Source organism: Sulfurimonas gotlandica GD1 (assembly GCF_000242915.1).
Taxonomy (GTDB): Bacteria; Campylobacterota; Campylobacteria; order Campylobacterales; family Sulfurimonadaceae; genus Sulfurimonas; species Sulfurimonas gotlandica.
In genome coordinates this window covers 1,178,378-1,197,435 of record NZ_AFRZ01000001.1, presented here as the reverse complement: position 1 = coordinate 1,197,435, position 19,058 = coordinate 1,178,378, and the positions used below count along the sequence as shown (strand labels likewise).

Below are 19,058 nucleotides of genomic sequence, written 5' to 3'. Positions count from 1 at the left end.
ATTATAAAAGAGCTTGGAATCTCCAAATACTTGACCTGAGACAAATAATTTTTTCTTATTTGATGATATATTAATATATAACATTTGTATATGAAAACAAGGGAGAAGTAATCATGTTAAATAATATGTCTATAAAGATAAAAATGACACTTATGGTTTTTATACCGGCAGTAGTTATTTTTATTTTACTAAGTATTAATGGGATTAAAAATTATCAACAGGTGCAAGAGCTTTCTAAGATAGAAGAGGCGACTATTCTTGCTACAAAAATCAGTGCTATGATTCACAACACTCAAAAAGAGCGTGGAGCATCTGCCGGTTTTATTGGTTCTGAAGGTAAGAAATTTGTAACAGAATTACCAAACATCAGAAAAGATACAGATGCAACTCGCTCCGAGATGGAAGCTTACTATAGAAGTATGGATTTTTCTAAGTATCCAAAAGAGATGCAAAATCAGATGTCAGATGCTATGAGTAAGTTGTCAGTAATAGAAGAAAAGAGAGCAAAAATAAGTGCTTTAGAATTTAAAATTTCTGATGCTGTTGGTTACTATACACCTATGAATTCAGCTTTTTTAGACACTATAGCATATATTGCTAAGATGAGTTCTGATCAGAAGATGAGTACATCTTTAAACGCTTTTGCAAACTATCTTTATTCAAAGGAGAGAGCTGGAATAGAGAGAGCTGTAATGACAGGTACGTTTGCAAAAGACTCTTTTCCTCCAGGTTTTTATGCTAAGTTTATTAAGCTTATGAGTGAGCAAGATGTTTATATGAGTAGATATATGTTTCTGGCTTCAAAAGAAAACTCTGACTTTTGCAGTAATACCCTTGTCGGTGAAGCGGTAGAAGAAGTTAAGAGAATGAGAGCTATTGGTGTTTCCCATATGGATGGTGGTTTTGGTGTAGATGCTTCTTACTGGTTTAAAACTATTACAGCTAAGATCAATCTTCTTAAAAAAGTTGAAAACCATCTTGCTAAAGGAATCTTAGAAGAAGTAGATTCTCTAAAAAGTCAAGCTAACACGCGTCTGATGATAAACATAATTATCAATATAGTAATTATGGTCTTTATCTTAGGTTTTGGCACTGTTGTTGCAAAGGGTTTAACTTCAAGAATTTCAAAGTTTAAAGAAGAACTTGATGATATTATCTCTTCAAAAGATTTCTCAAAAAAGATTTCTCAAAGTGGCGGAGATGAGATCTCTTCTATACAGAGTGCTGCAAATCATACTCTTGAGACTGCATATGAAGCTATATTGGCTGCAAATGAGAGTTTAGAAAATTCAGAGAAACATTCTAAAGAAAATGAAATACAGTTAGAGAAAAATAGGCTGACTTTATCTCTTACAGATCTTTTAAGTGAAGGTGCAACAACAGGCGTAAAAGAGGTGCAAGAGGGACTGATTAGAAATATGGACTCTCTTCAAATAATCAATGAGAAAAATGCACAGACAGAAGGTACTGTTTCAGATGTTAAAGATTCAACTGCTCAAATGGGAGAGTCACTAGAGAACATATCTCATAAAATGCATGAGAGCAGAGAAAACTCTGATCAGCTTAACAACAGTGTAAATGAGATTACGAATGTTATCTCTCTGATAAAAGATATTTCAGACCAGACAAATCTGCTCGCTCTTAATGCTGCTATTGAAGCTGCTCGTGCAGGCGAACATGGACGTGGATTCGCAGTTGTTGCCGATGAAGTTCGTAAACTTGCAGAGAGAACACAAAAAGCCACAAGTGAAGTAGAGGTGAATATTAACCTGCTTAAACAAAACTCTGCTGCAATGCAAGAGTTTTCAGAAGTAATGGATGGAGAAATATCAATTTCATTAGAAAAGCTAAGCAGTTTTAATGAGAGTCTATATACTCTGGTTGATGGTGCACATGATATTCAATACTCCAACAAAAAAATCTCTAATGAGATGTTTGTGAATCTTGCTAAACTTGATCACATTGTATTTAAACTTGGTGGTTATGAGTCAGTATTTAAAAATAACAAAGAGCATACTTTCTCACAGCATACTACTTGTAGATTTGGCAAATGGTATACAGGAGAAGGTAAAGATGTCTTCTCTGGTACTGCATCATACAGTAAAATTGATGTACCACACAAAGCTGTTCATGAGAGTGTTAGAAATGTTCCTGCACTAATTGGCGGCGGACTAGTTGAAAATGCTGAGAAAATTATTGAAGCATTTACAAGTGCTGAGAAAAACTCAAAACAACTATTTGATCACTTAGATAATATGGTAGATGAGGTAAGCTAAAAAGCTTACTTTCCTCTACATTTGCTATTATTATAATTATTATAACAATTAACTAATATTAAACTCAACTACTATTTGCTATACTTTGACAAAATCTTGACAAAATTAAGTAATACAAAGATATTATTGATTTTTTATTATTAATATTATAGGAGTTCAGATGAGTACAGATAGTTCCAGTTTTAAAATACCGAATGCGTGGAGAATTAAACGCTATTATTTATATATAATAGTTACTGTAATAGCTTTAGTTTTACCTTGGATAACAGTAGACGGAAATCACTTCTTTCTTCTAAGTTTTGATAAGTTGAAGTTACACCTTGCATTTATACAATTTGATATGCAAGAGTTATATTTAATGCCATTTTTACTAATGCTGATGTTTTTAGGAATATTTGGTATGACCGTTGTAGGTGGTCGTGTTTTTTGTGGTTGGGTATGTCCTCAAACAGTTTTTCGTGTAATCTATAGAGACTTGATAGAGACGAAAATACTAGGTCTTCGCAAACGTATTAAAAATAAACAGCTAGAGCCAGATATGAGTAAAGCTGAAAACAAAGTCAAAAAAGCAATAGCAATTTTACTTTGGACCGTTCTTGCTCTAATCGCTGGTGCTGACTTTTTATGGTTTTTTGTTCCGCCTGAAGACTTTTTTGTTTATATTATGGATTTTGACAATCACTGGACTCTATTTGGTTCTGTTATCGGGATAGCACTGTTTCTTGTATACGACATAGTCTTTTTAAAAGAAGACTTTTGTATTTATGTTTGTCCTTATTCTAGAATTCAATCAGTTTTATATGATGATCATACAGTTATGGCACTTTACAATATGCATAGAGGTGGTCATATTTATGATGAGCATCATAATAAACTTTTTACTAAACAAAAAGATATTCAAGTAGAAGAACCTCATGCAGAGTGTACAGCTTGTGAGAGTTGTGTTACAGTTTGTCCTACTCATATTGATATTAGAAAAGGCCTTCAACTAGAGTGCATTAACTGTTTAGAGTGTGTAGATGCTTGTACAACGGTTATGGGTAAACTTGGAAAACCATCTTTGGTTACTTGGTCAAGTGATTATGAGATAGTTGATCAAAAAGGTAAAACTCAATACTTCCGCACTAAAGTTTTAGCATACGCTATTCTTCTTGTTGGTCTTATGGTTATTCTTGGAATGATGGGTAGTACAAAAGAGCATATGCTTTTAAATATCAACAAAGAGACGCGTTTATATGATGTTAAGCAGATGCCAGATTCAAAGTTTGTAGTTGAAAATGCATATGAGTTTTTACTACAAAATACTGAGAACCAAAAGATGAAGTTTTATTTTGAGGTAATCCCTCCAAAAGGTATGGAAGGAAAGATTACTATTGCTAAGCCTATTAAAGAGTTTACAGCAGTTCCTGGTATTAAAAAGAAAAAGATTGTTGTACTGAGAACTACAGAGATGCTGGTAGATAACGATAGAAAAGACACAACTATTCCTATCACTATTCGTGCATATGCAATTGGGCATGAAGAAAAAATAGTAGTATTTAGAAAGTCTACATTTGTATTTCCTAGATCTGATATTGTTAAGGGTACGAAATAATTAATGTTTAAAGTCTAACATGATAGACTCTAAGAAGATAACTTTTTGGAGTCTCTTATGTTTAAAAAAATTCAAAAGATAGTAATCTATTTACTCTCTGCCTATGCAATATTAGGTTTTATAGTTCTTCCTCTAGTCTTAAAATCACAACTTGTTGAGATAGTTCAAAAAGAGACAAACGCCAAGCTTTCACTTGATAGTGTCTTTTTTAATCCTTTTATTTTTAGTCTTAAGATAAATGAGATAAAACTCACAGATACAAATGATTTGCATCTAGTCTCGCTAAAATCAATACTAATAAATTTAGAGCCTCATTCACTTTTTAACGCATCAATACATATAAAAAAGATTGCACTTGAAGAGCCAAATATCTCTCTGATTTACAAAAAAGATAAATCAATAAATCTAGCATCTATACTCAAAGCTAAAGAGGAAGAGGCTAAGCAAGAGAGCACCTCAGAATTTGAGATGCCAAGAATCCTTCTCGATAATGTTGCAATAATAAATGGAAAAATCAACTATGAAGATTACACACACAAGACTCCATTTGAGTTCTCGTTTGGCAGAATAGGATTTGAGTTAAGAGATATAGACACAAAAGATTTTAATTCAAGTGATGCAAGTATGAGGTTTCACACTGCTCTAGGTGATGGCGGATTCTTTGATCTTAAAAGTGAAATAATTGGGTTTAAACCATTTAAAGTCAGAGGTAGCGTAGACTTTGAAGCAAGTAAGCTCTACACTCAATGGAAATATATGCAAGACGCATTAAACCTTGAAGTAGCTGATGGTAAGATAGCATTTTCTGCACAGTACTATTTTGATTTAGATAACCTTGAAGCGACAACTATAGATAACATAAGTGCATCTATTGATAAACTAAGAATAAAACCAAAAAGTAAATATAAAGATGTTTTAAATCTAGAACATTTTTTAGTTAGTGATGTTAGTGTTAAACCAATGCTTCAAGATGTTCATATAAAAAAGATCGCTCTTGATTCTCTATATGTTAAAGTAGAGAGAAATAAAGAAAAAGAGATAGATTGGCTAAAGTATATTAAAACTAATTTTGCTGAAAATAATGCTACTGCTGAAGCAGAGGTTGAAACTAAGCAAGTGAGCAAACCTTGGAATGTAGTTATTGATGATATTGCTTTAGAGAAAATCAAAGTTGATTTTGCCGATAGCGGTGTAATACCAAACGTAACAACGAAGCTCGATGAGTTAAATCTATATCTAAAAAATGTAACTTTAGCAGGAGAGGAAACTTTCTCTTATGAGATGAACTTAAGACTTAATGAGAAGTTCATCTGTAACTCTAGCGGGGATGTTAAACATAAAGTATTGGATGTTAATTCTTACACAAAGTGTAGTGATTTTGATATAGTTAGATTTCGTCCATACATAGATGAAGCCGCACAAGATGCACTAAGTGTTTATGATGTAAAACTACAACGAGCGACAGTCGGTTTTGATGCTAAAGTTAGTGTGTTAGCGTTAGAAGATGAGACGCAAGTAAGTGTAAGCGATGCAAATCTTAATCTTAGTAAGTTTGCTATAAATAAAAGAAGTACAGGAGAGAGACTTGTAGACTTTGCAGATTTTGGTGTGAATAACTTAAGTCTAGATACTAAGGCAAAAGCTGTAAATATTGAAAATACAACACTTAAGAGTTTAAATATTAGAACTGGGCTGTATAAAGACGGTAAGCTAAATGTTGATAACTTAATAGTTGCAAAAAAAGCTAAAACAACTAAAGTAGCTACAAGTAAAAAATCAAAAACTAAAGATGAATCTGAGTATAGAGTGAAGTTAAAGCACTTCGCATTACAATCTGCACGAGTTAGTTTCAGTGATAAGACTCTAAAACCGACTCTAAATACTAAGCTAGACAGAATAAACTTCAATGCTTACAATATCGACTCAGAAAAGAAAACTTGGTTAAACTATAGTCTCTCGGCAAGACTTAACTCTAAGGGATATGCAAAAGCAAAAGGTAAACTCAGACATACGCCTCTTAGACAAACAGGTACATTTGATCTGAAGAAGATATCTTTAAAAGAGTTTAGTCCATATATTGAAAAAGATCTATATTTGAAACTAAATGATGGCTATGTTGATTTAAAAACAAAAGTAGAATATGCAAAAAGCACTGAAACAGCTGACCTTAAAGTAAATGGAAGACTGGATATAAATGAGTTCTTTTTAAATGATTCTAGAGATAATTCAACACTTCTATCTTTTAATAACATGGCTCTTAAATCATTTGATTATTCGATGTCACCAGACAGAGCTTTTGTAAATGAGCTTGATATCAATGGTTTCTATGTTAATGCCCTGATAGATGAAACTAAGACTATGAACTTTGCAACACTCTCAAAAGCACCAAAAGTGCAAAGTGATGCCAATGCAACAAAAGTAGCACAAAGTGAAGATACCAATGCTACAAAATTTCCATTTAAAATCATGAAGCTAAATGTTGCTTCTGGTAGTGCAAAATTCGCTGATTTATCCCTTCCTCTACAGTTTAGAACTGATATACATGATTTAAACGGTGTTGTTTATTCTATATCAAGTCAAGCTGGTGAAGTTAGTTATGTAGATATTGTAGGTGAGATAGACAAGTATGGTTCTACAAAACTATTAGGCTCGGTTGATAGCTCAAACCCTAAGCTCTATACCGATCTAAGTTTTAACTTTAGAAATCTGGAATTAAACTCATTCAGCGGATATAGTGCAAACTTTGCAGGTTACAAGATAGACAGCGGAAAACTGTTTTTAGATCTTGGTTACGAGATACTTGATTCGCAGATGTTAGGTAAGAACTCTATTATTGTTAAAAATATAGAGCTCGGAGATGAAATAGAAGATGAAAATATAACATCTCTGCCTTTAGGTTTTGCTATTGCCCTGTTAGAAGATAGTGATGGTGTTATAGATATCAACATGCCGGTAGAGGGCAATGTAGACGCTCCTGATTTTAAATATGGTGCACTAGTATGGAAAACTTTTGGAAACCTGATAATAAAAGCTGTAGCATCTCCGTTTAAGTTCTTAGGTTCTATGATGGGACTTGAAGGTGAAGAGTTGGAATTTGTAGAGTTTGAACCAGGGCTTGTGGCAATCCTGCCACCTGAGAAAGAGAAACTTGATAACATAGCTAAACTAATGCTAAAAAGACCAAAGATATCTCTAAATATAGTTCCTCAATATGATGAAGTTCAAGATACATGGATACTTAAACAGCAAAAACTTATTGTAATTGTTATGAAAAAGAGTGGAGTTAAAAATAAAAAAGAGCAGCAAAACTCTATGAATATAGATCTGCTTGAGAATATCTATGAAGAGATGGCCCCTAAGAAAAAAGTCAGTGATATAGAAAAAGCTCTAAAGAAAACGTACAAGGGTGATGCACTGGAGAGAGCATATCAAAATGCTCTGATTAAAGAAACTACACAGATGCAAGTCGTAACACCACAAGAGCTTCAGGATTTAGCTAATAATAGGGCAGAACTATTGAAAGAGTATCTTGTTAATCAAAGAGGTATTGATGCTAATAAAGTGAGTATAAAAACAGCTCAGATTGTTGAAGAGCAAAAAGAGAGTTGGGTTAGAACGAAGATGAAGGTAGAGGTAAAATAGTGATAGTTTTTTGATATAATTTCATTTTTAAATTAAAAATTAAGGGTGTAGATGGCATTTTCGGAGCAAAACAGAAAAGGCACTATCTCTGGAATCATATTTGTTGCTATTTTTGCAGCAGCAGCAACTATGATTGCAGACATATCCGCCGTAAAATCATTAGGAATTTCACCACTTGTTATTGGTATTGTGATGGGTATTTTTTATGCAAATACACTTCATAATAATGTTCCAAGTGAGTGGAGTACAGGTATAACATTTTCAGGTAAAAAGATACTTCGTTTTGCCATAGTCTTTTATGGGTTTCGTATAACATTCCAACAGATTGCAGATGTAGGCATGAGTGGATTTATGGTTTCACTAATCATGCTTAGTACGACATTTATTCTAGGTTCATACTTAGGGTATAAAATATTTAAGATGGAAAAAGACACAGCAATGCTTACTGCAAGCGGTGCTGCTGTATGTGGTGCTGCAGCGGTTTTGGCAACTGAACCAGTTTTAAAAGCAGAAGGTCATAAAACTGCAATAGCTGTTTCTATGGTTGTACTTTTTGGTACTATCTCAATGTTTTTATATCCAGTTCTTTATGCTTCAATAATTGAACCTGCAACAGGTTTTTTGCATATGACACCTCAAGAGTTTGGTATATATGTAGGTGGAACGATTCATGAAGTTGCTCAAGTTGTTGCAGTTCCTGCATCTGTCGTAGGCGCTCCTGCTGAGATGGCAAATTCGGCTGTTATTGTCAAGATGACAAGAGTTATTATGATAGCTCCTATGCTTATAGCTTTAGGGATTTATCTTTCGATGCAAGCTAAAAAAAGTGGTGATTCTACAGGTCCGGTCAAACTTGTGATTCCATGGTTTGCGGTTTATTTTATAGGTATGGCAGGATTTAACTCACTACAGCTTGTCCCTCAAAATATAGTAGATGTTATAAACGAAATAGACACTTTTCTTTTAACAATGGCAATGACTGCTCTTGGTATGGGAACTATCTTTTCAAAGTTTAAAGGTCTAGGTTTGGCACCGCTTTATACAGCAGGTGCAATGTTCGTTTGGTTAGTTATAGGTGGTTTTGTTATTACTAAAGTTGTAACGGCTATTTTTTAATAAACTCAAAATTTATCTCTTCAAGCTTAGCATTTATCTCAGATGCTAAGTTCTTGTAAAGTATGGCTAGAGCTGGTGCACAAAACTCCATGTTGTTTTCATCAATACAAAAAGATAGAAGTGTAGCTTCTTCGGATGCACAGACAACGCTCGCATTTCTGTTAGATTTAAATATGGCCCCAGCTTCACCAAAAATTTCTCCAGCTCTTAGTGTACCAACCTTTTTTTTGTTATGAAAAACTTGACACTCACCATCAATGATAAAGAATATCTCTTCATTTGTGTCATTTTGCTCTACAACATAGTCTTTAAATTTAAACTTTACAAATTTTAGGTTGTAGACAATTGCTTTTAGTTCATCTGGGTCAATACTTCTAAAGATAGATATTTTATCTTGAACACTAAGAAGTTTTTTTAAACTTCTGCTCTGTTCATCACTCTGGGCTTCTCTATTTATTTGTAGAAACTTTTCTACATCCTCAACTAGGTAATTAGAAGTTCCACTCATTTATAAATCCTTAGGCAAGATTGCAGGTATTGGTACTCTTTTGTGTATGGTCGCATTAGACCTGTTGTGTAGAGAAGATAGTCTCTAGTGTTTAGTTTGTTTTTAATTTTAAGCACTTGAAAGTGCTTTGTTATAACAATAGACGCTGTAGCCTCTTTCCAAAGAAGTCTATCAAGATAGTATGTTTTTGAGTTTAGAGATAGCATTAAAGATTCTAAGAAATACTTTTTATCATCGTTAAAAATCTCTTCGAAAGTTGAATAGTATATATCTTTTAACTCTAGTAGCATCGCAGAGAGTTTTTTTCTCTCTTTTCTCTGTTCATCAGTTGGATTGCGTATGCTTTGAGCTTTTAAAACCTCTCTGGCAAAATGAGAAAAAGATGGAGATGAAGCAATAAATTCTGATTCAAATATCTCTTTTACATTGTGAGTTTCTTCTATGGTCTCATCATAGAGAGTTTTTAAGTATTTTACATCTGCATTCAATTTTTTCAGAGTTGAACTCATAAATGTTGAATCTAAAACTCTAAAGTTTCTGAGAGTTGTGTTGAGAAAATCACCAACTATTGTGTAGTTCTCTTTTGGTATATGCAGGTTGTTTTGTTCAATGAAGTTCAAGCATCTCTCAGCAGCCTCTGAGACTTCAGCAAAAAAAACTCTATTAAACTTATAAATTTCATCTTCGATAATTGTTAAATCCATAAAAATTATTATATCATTAAAACTCCATCCTTTAATAAAACTCTTTATGAAAAAACTATATAATAAAGAAAACCCTCGATAATGGAGCTAAAAAGATGTCGCATTTACCAAATACACTCAACTCTTTTTGGCTCTGGAGAGAAGTTTCTTCAAAACTTGGTGTATCGAATCCTGCGTATAAATACTGGAAAGATACCCCGAATATAAAGCTTAATAACAAGTATGTTTTTATTCAAAAAAACACCCTACCTTCTAAGCACGAGTATGTAGAAAACATACTAACAGATCTCTCTGGCTACCTGCCTATCAAGTATGCATCTGACAGACTACATGTAAATGAACATATTTTTTCATATGAGAAGATGAGACTCTATAAAGAGTTTGAATACAAGTTCGTAGAAGATGTTAAGTTTGTAAATATCAAGAAATTTTTTACAGAGTTTGGAATCAAAGTAAATAAAAACTCTATCGTGCAACTAGGTAAGATAAAAGACTTGGAATTTAGTGCAAACTCTACATTTTACAATCTAAAAAATGACTATGGCATTATAGTTTACGAGTAGTTGATGAATACTTTTTTTATAGAATTTAGAGATCCACTTTTTGGAATAATTATATTTTTTGTACTAGTTTTTATAATTGCTTTTTTCTCTTACTGGCTGGCAAGATTTAGAACAAAAGAAGACCATAGGCATCTGGATAGATTCCTTAGACAATTCCGTTCTTTGCCATCAAAGAGTGAATTAAAAGTTCTTATCACAAAGGGTGAGCTATCTGAGAAGTCATGGTTACTCTTAGCTCACTCATACTTTAAAAATGGTGATTTTGAAAAGAGCATAGAGATATATAATGAACTTTTAAAAGTTGGTAGTAAAGAAAACTATAGAGATACACTTTTTCTGCTTGGCCGAACTTACTTTAAAGCCGGTTTTCTTGAACGTGCAAAAGAGATATTTTTAAAAATACTTCAAAACAATCCAAGAACACCTCAGGCTCTACACTACCTACTTTTAGTATATGAACACATGAGAGAATATGGTTTAGCTCTGGATGTATTAGAGCCGCTAGATGAATTACATAAAGACATAAAGAGTGACCGCGCATATTTAAAGATATTAGCTCTTTTAAATGATCAAGACATTTCTATAGATGAAAAGGTTCAGAGGTTAATTGAGACTTATAAAAATCATCATCAACTTACTTATATGGTATTTGAATATCTCTTTCGAACCAACCCCACTTTGGCATGGGAAAATTTTGACAGTTCAAAAAGTGAGTTACTCACAGACATCCTATGGCAGGTAGATAAAAAAGATTTGAATTTAGATATAATTACGCAAAATGGCTATTTAAGGGAACTTTATACTGCTCGTGGCGATGTGAATATGGCAGAAAATAGTTCTATTTTTGAGCTAGATGTTTTGATTAATTTGAACAAAAATGTAAATGCGACTCTTAGTTTTGAGTATATCTGTAGCAACTGTAAAGTAGTTTACCCTTTTGCCTTTAACCGATGTAGTAGTTGTCACGCTATTGATACATCACGAGTAGAGATGAGTTTGAGTAAAAATTACCATAGGGATTTTAGTGAAGAAAATAACTCTTTTCAGTGATGGAAGTGCTTTAGGAAACCCTGGACCAGGTGGTTACGGGGTGATTCTTAGGTATGATGATAAAGAGAGGGAGATAGTAGGCTCAGAAGTTCATACAACAAACAATAGGATGGAACTCTTAGGTGTGATAGAGGGATTAAGAGCTTTGAGTGAGAAGTGTGAGGTTGATATAATCTCAGACTCATCTTATGTTGTAAAAGGGATTAATGAGTGGCTGGCTAACTGGATTAAAAAAGATTTTAAAAAGGTTAAAAACCCTGATCTTTGGAGAGACTACATCGAAGTATCACAAGGACATAAGATAAATGCTATTTGGGTTAGAGGTCATGACGGACATGAAGAAAATGAGAGATGTGATAAGCTCGCAAGAGATGAAGCAGAAAAAATAAAAGCTTCACTATGAGATTTAATAATAGGAGAGGAAATGAGTACGAATATTGAGATTTTAGAAAATACTTTAGGGTATACGTTCAAAGATAAACAGCTCATTATCGAAGCGCTGACGCATAAAAGTTATAAACAGCCCTACGATAATGAGCGATTAGAATTTTTAGGTGACGCTGTTTTAGATCTTATTGTAGGGGAATATCTCTTCACTAAGTTTAAAAAATCAGATGAGGGAAACCTCTCAAAGATTAGAGCGTCACTAGTTAATGAAACAGGCTTTGATAAACTAGCAAGATCATTGAATCTTGGTGAATATATCTTTTTGTCAAATGCGGAGCAAAACAATGGAGGAAGGGAAAAATCATCTCTTCTCTCAAACGCTTTTGAAGCTGTTATCGGAGCAATCTACCTTGAAGCCGGTCTTTCAAGGGCAGGGAGTATAGCTATTGGTTTGATAGAAAAAAATCATAAAGAAATATCTTTAGATTCTCTCTTCCGTGATTTTAAGACAACACTTCAAGAACTTACACAAGCTAGGTTTGGAATAACACCAGAGTATAAGGTTATGTCTAGTAGAGGACCTGATCATAAAAAAGAGTTTGAAGTAGCAGTTTTTATTGAAGATAAAGAGTATGCCAGAGCATCTGGAAAAAGTAAAAAAATAGCTCAACAAGAGTCTGCAAAGCAAGCAGTTGAACTGCTAAAGAAGGAGAAATAAGTGAATAGTTTTGGCATGAAGTTAAGATATAGCACTTTTGGTGAATCACATGGAAAAGCTATTGGGTGTTTGCTTGATGGAGTTCCAGCGGGTTTAGATATTGATGAAGCATACATTCAAAGTGAACTTGATCGCAGGAAACCAGGTAAAAGTGAGTTTGAGACAGCAAGAAAAGAAGCAGATGAAGTAGAGATACTAAGTGGTGTATTTGAAGGTAAGAGTACAGGTACCCCTATAGCTATGATTATCTATAATACAAATCAAAAATCAAAAGATTATACAAACATCAAAGATGTATTTCGCCCAGGTCATGCTGACTTTACTTACTTTCATAAGTATGGAATCAGAGATTATAGAGGTGGTGGAAGATCTTCTGCAAGAGAGACTGCGGCTAGAGTCGCAGCAGGCGCGGTTGCGAAGTTAATGCTCAAAGAGTTAGATATTGAAGTTTTAAGCGGTATTAGCGAAGTAGCAGGCATTAAAGCTGAAACTTTTGATTATGCTAAAGCAAAAAGCAGTATTATCTATGCACTTGATGCAGATAAAGAAGAAGAGCAGAAAGAGGCTATACTTAAGGCCAAAAATGATCATGATTCTGTTGGTGGTGTATCAAGAGTTGTAATCAAAGGTGCTCCAATAGGTTTAGGTCAGCCGCTTTATTATAAGCTTGATGGTGTACTTGCAGATGCTATGATGGGTCTAAATGCTGTTAAAGCAGTTGAGATTGGTGATGGTATTCTCAGTGCTGCAACACTTGGTTCAGATAATAATGATGAAATCAGAGCAAATGGTTTTGAGTCAAATCACTCAGGTGGAATCCTTGGCGGAATCTCTAACGGTGAAGATATAGTTATGAATGTATATTTCAAACCGACACCATCTATTTTTAAAGAACAACATACTGTTACAACAACAAATGAAGAAGTAGATTTTTCTCTTAAAGGCAGACATGACCCATGTGTGGCTATTAGGGGAACGGTAGTCTGTGAAGCAATGGCAGCATTGGTCATCGCTGATATGCTGCTTTTAAATATGGGTTCGACTATGAGTGGAGTTAGCAAATACTATAAATAAGGGATTGTCATGAGTGTAACTAAAAGTGAAAATTCGGATGAGTGGTTTTTCTCGTCTGATCAATATATACTGAGTGAAACTGATGATAGAGGTCTTATCGTATATGCCAACGATCTCTTTTGTGAGATGGCTGACTATAAGTTAGATGAGTTGATTGGTGAACCGCATAATATAGTTAGACATCCAGATATGCCGCGCATTGCGTTTAAAGGTCTTTGGGATGATATACAATCAAAAGGGTTTTGGACTGGGATTGTAAAGAATCTTAGAAAAGATGGTGGGCACTATTGGGTACATGCAACTGCTCTTAGAAAAATTCACAAAGATGGTAGAGTCACATATCTATCAGTTAGAAGAGTTCCCAGCAGAGGAGAAATAGAGGCATGTATACCTTTGTATGCAGAGTTAAAAGCAAGCGAATAGCTACTAGAGATTAAACTTACTATTTTGTAAGATGTTATCTACAATATCTTGGTAGTATTTTTCTCTACCGTTGAAGTTTTTTTAGTGACCTGTGTAGTTGACACCTTGAATATGACCATATAGATTTACAAATACATAAAGATTTTGTTTTGATTTATTTCTAATTTTTAAATTGTTAAAAGTAACTACCCAGTCATTAGAATTGGATTTCTTTATTTCTGAAATTGGTATAGATCTCCAATTTTTTGAAATCTTGTTTTCCAAAATTAATCTTTTAATTTCTTCTTTAGCTATTTTACTAATTGAAGATTTGTTGAGTTTGTTATAAGTAGTACCATTGTTGCCATAATAATAGTAATCGTAGCCATTCTTTGCATATAAAGTAGTAAAAGTCAGTGCCAATAAAATTAGTGATGTTTTAATTGATTTTGTCATTATTTAAGTGCCTATTTAAAAGAAATATCAATTTTTAAATAAAAGATATTTGAAACTATACCTACCATTATATAAAAAATACTTGAACAAAGTTTGGTGTGAAATTATTTAAGCTTCATCACTTAACATTATATATAAAAAGAGCAAGCTATAAAGTAACATTATATATCAAAATAGCTAGAGAGAAAGAGACTTTTTTGCTTATTTAAGATTTGTGTGTTATTATTATCACAAAAATCTTACAATTTAAGGGATAAAAATGAAAAAAATGATTCTTTGCGCATTGGTAGCGAGTGCTACTTTATTAGCTGCAGATAGTGCACCAGCATACAAATCAGGAGTGTTATTACCAGCAAACGGTGAAGCAATTTATAAACAAGACTGTATCCAATGTCATGCAGCTGATGGGAAGCAAACTACAATGGATAGTTCTACAAGAGTTGTATATGCATCGATTAATGGATTAGATGCTGCTAAATTAGCAAAAGAGTTAAAAGACTACAGATATGGTAGTGTTAACAAATATGGTTATGGACAATTAATGAAAAGTACACTGGTTGATCTTTCTTATGAAGAGATAGATGCTCTTGCTGAGTATATTAGTACTAATATAAAATAAGCAAGTATATGCTGAGCTTTCAGCATATACTCCAATTCCTTCATGAATAAACACTTTTCTACAGACTTCTTCAAAAAACATAAAATTTAGGGAATAAAATGATTAAGATTATTATATCAATAGCGATATTTTTAAGTGCAAACTTAATTGCTAATCAAAAGTTTGAACAATCCTGTAATGAAGGAAAAATGCAATATTGTATAGAGTTAGGTATGCTATATTATAATGGAGAAGGTGTAAAAAAAGATATTAAAAAATCTCAAATATTTTTTAAAAAAGCATGTAAAAATAGGGTATCTAGAGGTTGTTATTACCTTGGTTATACATTTTTACGTGGTGGTGAAGGTGTTGAAAAAAGTAACAGAAAAGCAATGTTATCATTTGGAAGGGGTTGCAACATAGGTAGTGAACGTTCTTGCGTTCAATATCATAAGTTGAAGTCTAAAGGACATTAATAATGCAAAACAATGTTAAAAAGACCTATTTAAATCTAATAAAGATGTTTAAATAAACTTTTTGAATTGAATGTTATAATTTGACAAATTTAATAAAATATAAGGATTTCTTATGATGTTACATCCAGCTACAGCTCACTTTGCAATGGTTTTACCAATTGTTGCTTCAGTTTTCGGACTTATCTACCTTTTTACAAAAACTGAAGGTATGTCCAAAATTTCATCTCGTACAACACTTTTCGCAGCACTTGCTATGATTGGAGTTTGGTATACTGGAAATGAAGCAGGGCCGCAAATTTATGATTATTTAAGTGTGCAGGGCAAAGCAGAATTAGTTGAACACAAAACCCTCGGACTTTATTTAGCTATAGCAATTGGTATTATTGCTCTTTTAAAAATGGCTGGTTGCAAACTGAAAAACTTTATGCTTGAAGCACTCGCAGTAGTTTTACTTCTTGCTGTAACAGCAACAACTTTTCTTCAAGGTAAAATGGGTGGAGAATTAGTTTATAATTACGGTATGCCTTTTAAATCTTATATGATAGAAAAGAAACTAAAAAAAGCTTCTGTAAACGCTGGACAAACTGAAGAGTCTGATGAAAAAGTAGAGTATTATGAAGACGCTATTGATGAAATCAACTCATTGTCTAAAAAAGTAGATAAAATTTATGGAAACTCTGAAGTACAAGCAAAGGATAAAGAGTAATATAGCTCATTGAAAACATGCAGAATATAAAATTACAACTACACAAAGAATTAGAAAAGTATATGGATAATAAGGCTGAATTTTCACCTTATTATCCAGGTATGAACATTCTCTCTTCAACTCTTTACAAAGATCAATTAAAAGAAATTTTAAAACTTTTAGAAGAAGAAAACGCAGCTGATGCAAAAAGTTTTGAGTTGTATCTTGATACTATAATCATTAACATGCAAACTAAGGTTAAAAAGTATAAACAATCTATCTATTTTAATGATGAAAACATAAAAGATATAGAAAATCAAGGTTGCACAATACCATTTTTTATTGATGAAAAAAAGAACGTTTATGTTCTTTTAGGCTTATTAAACAATAAGGTAGTATCGTAGTAAATCAAATTTAAAGTTGTTTTTAATTGCGATTTATTACAAATAAAACTTTGTTACAATTCTACACTCTAGTGTATAAATGTAACAAAGTTATCACAATTTAGTATTTTCTTATAAATTAACAGTCTTAAATTCAATATTTTACGATAATGTACAGTTAATTATAAGTTAAAAGTATAAAAGGATAAGTATGGATTATAAATATATTAATAATATGTTATCGGAGATGGACAAAGATTTATCTTCAAAGGGAATGACAAGAAGAGATGCTATGAAGTTAGCTGGTATCTCAGGTGCAAGTTTCATGATGGGCGGTAGTAATCTTGAAGCAATGGAAAAAGATCAATTACCACTTAAAAAATCAGGAGTTGATGCTAAGATTGTAATCGTTGGTGGTGGACTTGCAGGAATGAGTACAGCTGCAAGATTGACTCTTAATCTTAAAAACCCTGATATTACTGTTATTGAGCCTAATAAGCTATCAGTATCTTATCAGCCTGGTCAAACACTAGTTGCTGCTGGTATTTGGGATATTGAAGATATTAAATATAATAGAGATGATTTCGTACCAGAAGGTACAAAAATAATCGAAGATAAAGTTATAGATTTTGACCCAAACAACAATCAAGTAACTACTGCAAAGGGTCAAGTTATTGACTATGATTATTTAATTGTAGCAACTGGTCTACAACTTGATTTTGAAAGACTTGAAGGTTTAGAGCATGCTGGTCGTGCTTATTCAACTGGAGATAATTCAAAACTTCATAAAGCCATAGGTGAGGATACTGGTATTTGTTCAATCTATACAGCTGAAGGTGCTACTAAAACTTGGGAGCAGATGCAAAAATACATCGAGAAAGCTAAAAATGCTAAAGATGGTAAAAAAGTACAATTTCTTTTCACGCATCCAAGTACACCAATTAAATGTGGTGGTGCTCCAAAGAAAATTATGTATCTTACAAACGCAAGACTTAAAGAAGCTGGTGCAAGAGATAATGCTGAACTTACTTTCTATCCAAATGGTGGAGCAATGTTTGGTGTACCTGAATACCACGATGCTATCTATGAGCAGTTTAAAAGAGAAGGTTTTAAATGGCACTATAGAACTAACCTAATAGGTGTTGAAAAAGAAAATAAAATAGCTATTTTTGATTCTAAGTGGCAAGAAAAAGGGCCTTTTGATCCAATTATGAAAGATTTCGAGGTTGTCTCTAAGCATGAAAAAATAAGAGTTCCTTATGACTTTTTACATATAACTCCAGATGCAGTAGCTCCAAGAGAAGTTGCAGAATCTGAGATAGGTGATGGTGGTTTTGTTCCTGTAAACAAAGAAACACTTCAGCATGTTAAATTTATGAATGTATTTGCAATTGGCGATATTGCACAAGTACCAATGGGTAAAACTGGTGGATCTGTAAGAAAGCAGTATAAAGTTCTTGTAGATAACTTAATAGCTAAAATGGAAGGTAAAAAATTACCTTCAAAATATGCTGGTTATACAGTTTGTCCACTTATCACAGATATTGGTACAGTTATGTTAGCTGAGTTTGACTGGAGTGTTAAACCTACACCATCATTCCCACTAGATCCATTAGTAGAAAGATGGGTGTTCTGGTTAATGAAAGTTTATGCCCTTAAACCAATGACAATGTACGGTATGCTTTCTGGTAAAGCGTAAGTCAACAAGAGAAGGAGATTCTCCTTCTCTCCTTTTTTCTATTCTTTCACACAACAAGAAATTTTTCAACAAATATTTTTTTTATTCAGGATTTTTACATGCAACTAAAATTTGAGTTTACTATCTATAATGAGGCTCTAGATAAATTTGAGCTAGATGAGAGAGAGCATCTATTTGAATTAGATGATGAGCAGACACTAACTTTCAATATTTTAAAAGATTCAGATTTAAGCTTATATAACTGGTTTAAGGAATCAGAATACTTTGCAAACTGGATAAAAGAAGAAGTGTATCCAGATAGTATTGGTAAGAAGATAGCTATACGTCACATAAATGATATAGACTATACAAGATTTTATTTTTTTAAAATTACGAGCAGTGATACTCATTACGACTATTTCAAAAAACTTTTCAATATTTACCATGAAGTAGATTGGCAAGACAGAGAAGAAGTCGGTCAAAATATTTTAGAAAATCTAATGGTTAAAAGACAAGAATTAATAATTGAGCTAAAAGAAGATGTTGTTGAAGATGTAGGTTCACAACTTAATGAAAGTAATTCAGAAGAATCAGAAAAGTAAAATAGCAGAAAAATTTAAACTCACAAAAAAATCATTAGTTTTAATCAGTTTAAATAATAAGGCCTTTTTATCTATATAAGCACTACTAATACGGCATATTTAAAAATATTATATGTAAAATTTTAATTTTAAAAGTGGTGTTTCTG

At 32.9% G+C, this 19,058-nt stretch carries 19 protein-coding genes and 2 pseudogenes; 18 read left to right on the top strand and 3 right to left on the bottom strand.

Going from position 1 to position 19,058, the window contains the following annotated elements; translation table 11 throughout:
- Nucleotides 1-113: 113 nt before the first annotated feature.
- From SMGD1_RS15155 to SMGD1_RS05910, 6 genes and pseudogenes are all read left to right on the top strand, one after another.
- Nucleotides 114-980: pseudogene (locus tag SMGD1_RS15155) on the top strand (nitrate- and nitrite sensing domain-containing protein); the annotation flags it as partial.
- A 57-nt stretch (nt 981-1,037) separates the two neighbouring features.
- Nucleotides 1,038-1,865, top strand: a pseudogene (locus tag SMGD1_RS15150) (methyl-accepting chemotaxis protein); the annotation flags it as partial.
- A 66-nt stretch (nt 1,866-1,931) separates the two neighbouring features.
- Complete coding sequence (locus SMGD1_RS15145; protein ID WP_394357044.1) at nt 1,932-2,276, top strand: CZB domain-containing protein; 345 nt, start codon at nt 1,932-1,934, stop codon at nt 2,274-2,276.
- A 160-nt stretch (nt 2,277-2,436) separates the two neighbouring features.
- Nucleotides 2,437-3,870, top strand: a complete 1,434-nt coding sequence (ccoG, locus tag SMGD1_RS05920; protein ID WP_008337033.1) for a cytochrome c oxidase accessory protein CcoG — start codon at nt 2,437-2,439, stop codon at nt 3,868-3,870.
- A 57-nt stretch (nt 3,871-3,927) separates the two neighbouring features.
- The gene (locus tag SMGD1_RS05915) at nt 3,928-7,512 is read left to right on the top strand and encodes a DUF748 domain-containing protein (protein WP_008340897.1); all 3,585 of its coding nucleotides are present in this window, start codon (nt 3,928-3,930) and stop codon (nt 7,510-7,512) included.
- Nucleotides 7,513-7,563: 51 nt separating this feature from the next.
- Nucleotides 7,564-8,628, top strand: coding sequence for a YeiH family protein (locus SMGD1_RS05910; protein ID WP_008335763.1), 1,065 nt, complete (start codon nt 7,564-7,566; stop codon nt 8,626-8,628).
- Here SMGD1_RS05910 and SMGD1_RS05905 read toward each other — a convergent pair.
- Nucleotides 8,618-9,136 carry a cyclic nucleotide-binding domain-containing protein gene (locus SMGD1_RS05905; RefSeq protein ID WP_008335459.1) on the bottom strand — a complete coding sequence of 173 codons (519 nt, stop codon included), beginning with the start codon at nt 9,134-9,136 and terminating at the stop codon, nt 8,618-8,620. The genes SMGD1_RS05910 and SMGD1_RS05905 overlap by 11 nt on opposite strands.
- Nucleotides 9,133-9,840, bottom strand: coding sequence for a hypothetical protein (locus tag SMGD1_RS05900; protein ID WP_008336571.1), 708 nt, complete (start codon nt 9,838-9,840; stop codon nt 9,133-9,135). The genes SMGD1_RS05905 and SMGD1_RS05900 overlap by 4 nt, the downstream gene beginning before the upstream one ends.
- Nucleotides 9,841-9,935: 95 nt before the next feature.
- Between SMGD1_RS05900 and SMGD1_RS05895 the strand changes: the two genes are divergently transcribed.
- From SMGD1_RS05895 to SMGD1_RS05870, 6 genes are read left to right on the top strand one after another with little or no spacing between them, the layout of a single operon-like run.
- On the top strand, nt 9,936-10,403 hold the full coding sequence (locus SMGD1_RS05895) for a hypothetical protein (RefSeq protein ID WP_008336424.1): 468 nt from the start codon (nt 9,936-9,938) through the stop codon (nt 10,401-10,403).
- 3 nt (nt 10,404-10,406) lie between these two features.
- Nucleotides 10,407-11,453: a tetratricopeptide repeat protein gene (locus SMGD1_RS05890; protein WP_008335554.1), complete on the top strand. Its 1,047-nt coding sequence runs from the start codon at nt 10,407-10,409 to the stop codon at nt 11,451-11,453.
- On the top strand, nt 11,428-11,856 hold the full coding sequence (rnhA, locus tag SMGD1_RS05885; RefSeq protein ID WP_008335404.1) for a ribonuclease HI: 429 nt from the start codon (nt 11,428-11,430) through the stop codon (nt 11,854-11,856). The genes SMGD1_RS05890 and rnhA overlap by 26 nt, the downstream gene beginning before the upstream one ends.
- Nucleotides 11,857-11,877: 21 nt before the next feature.
- Nucleotides 11,878-12,558, top strand: a complete 681-nt coding sequence (gene rnc, locus SMGD1_RS05880) for a ribonuclease III (protein ID WP_008340893.1) — start codon at nt 11,878-11,880, stop codon at nt 12,556-12,558.
- Entirely contained in the window at nt 12,559-13,632 is a 1,074-nt protein-coding gene (gene aroC / locus SMGD1_RS05875) for a chorismate synthase (protein ID WP_008335514.1), read from the top strand.
- A gap of 9 nt (nt 13,633-13,641) precedes the next feature.
- Entirely contained in the window at nt 13,642-14,055 is a 414-nt protein-coding gene (locus SMGD1_RS05870; RefSeq protein ID WP_008336946.1) for a PAS domain-containing protein, read from the top strand.
- An 81-nt stretch (nt 14,056-14,136) separates the two neighbouring features.
- Here SMGD1_RS05870 and SMGD1_RS05865 read toward each other — a convergent pair whose 3' ends face one another.
- Nucleotides 14,137-14,490 carry a DUF6488 family protein gene (locus SMGD1_RS05865; RefSeq protein WP_008335275.1) on the bottom strand — a complete coding sequence of 118 codons (354 nt, stop codon included), beginning with the start codon at nt 14,488-14,490 and terminating at the stop codon, nt 14,137-14,139.
- A gap of 259 nt (nt 14,491-14,749) precedes the next feature.
- Between SMGD1_RS05865 and SMGD1_RS05860 the strand changes: the two genes are divergently transcribed.
- The 6 genes from SMGD1_RS05860 (at nt 14,750) to SMGD1_RS05835 (ending at nt 18,912) form a co-directional block, all read left to right on the top strand.
- Nucleotides 14,750-15,109, top strand: coding sequence for a c-type cytochrome (locus SMGD1_RS05860; RefSeq protein ID WP_008336554.1), 360 nt, complete (start codon nt 14,750-14,752; stop codon nt 15,107-15,109).
- A 98-nt stretch (nt 15,110-15,207) separates the two neighbouring features.
- The gene (locus tag SMGD1_RS05855) at nt 15,208-15,564 is read left to right on the top strand and encodes a tetratricopeptide repeat protein (RefSeq protein WP_008335277.1); all 357 of its coding nucleotides are present in this window, start codon (nt 15,208-15,210) and stop codon (nt 15,562-15,564) included.
- Nucleotides 15,565-15,676: 112 nt separating this feature from the next.
- Nucleotides 15,677-16,270: a DUF2231 domain-containing protein gene (locus tag SMGD1_RS05850; protein ID WP_008335630.1), complete on the top strand. Its 594-nt coding sequence runs from the start codon at nt 15,677-15,679 to the stop codon at nt 16,268-16,270.
- A 62-nt stretch (nt 16,271-16,332) separates the two neighbouring features.
- Nucleotides 16,333-16,653 (top strand): hypothetical protein, encoded by a 321-nt coding sequence (locus SMGD1_RS05845; RefSeq protein ID WP_008336329.1) that lies wholly within the window; start codon nt 16,333-16,335, stop codon nt 16,651-16,653.
- Between the two features lie 190 nt (nt 16,654-16,843).
- The gene (locus tag SMGD1_RS05840; RefSeq protein ID WP_008335989.1) at nt 16,844-18,331 is read left to right on the top strand and encodes an NAD(P)/FAD-dependent oxidoreductase; all 1,488 of its coding nucleotides are present in this window, start codon (nt 16,844-16,846) and stop codon (nt 18,329-18,331) included.
- A gap of 98 nt (nt 18,332-18,429) precedes the next feature.
- The gene (locus SMGD1_RS05835) at nt 18,430-18,912 is read left to right on the top strand and encodes a hypothetical protein (protein WP_008335967.1); all 483 of its coding nucleotides are present in this window, start codon (nt 18,430-18,432) and stop codon (nt 18,910-18,912) included.
- The last annotated feature ends 146 nt before the right edge of the window (nt 18,913-19,058 follow it).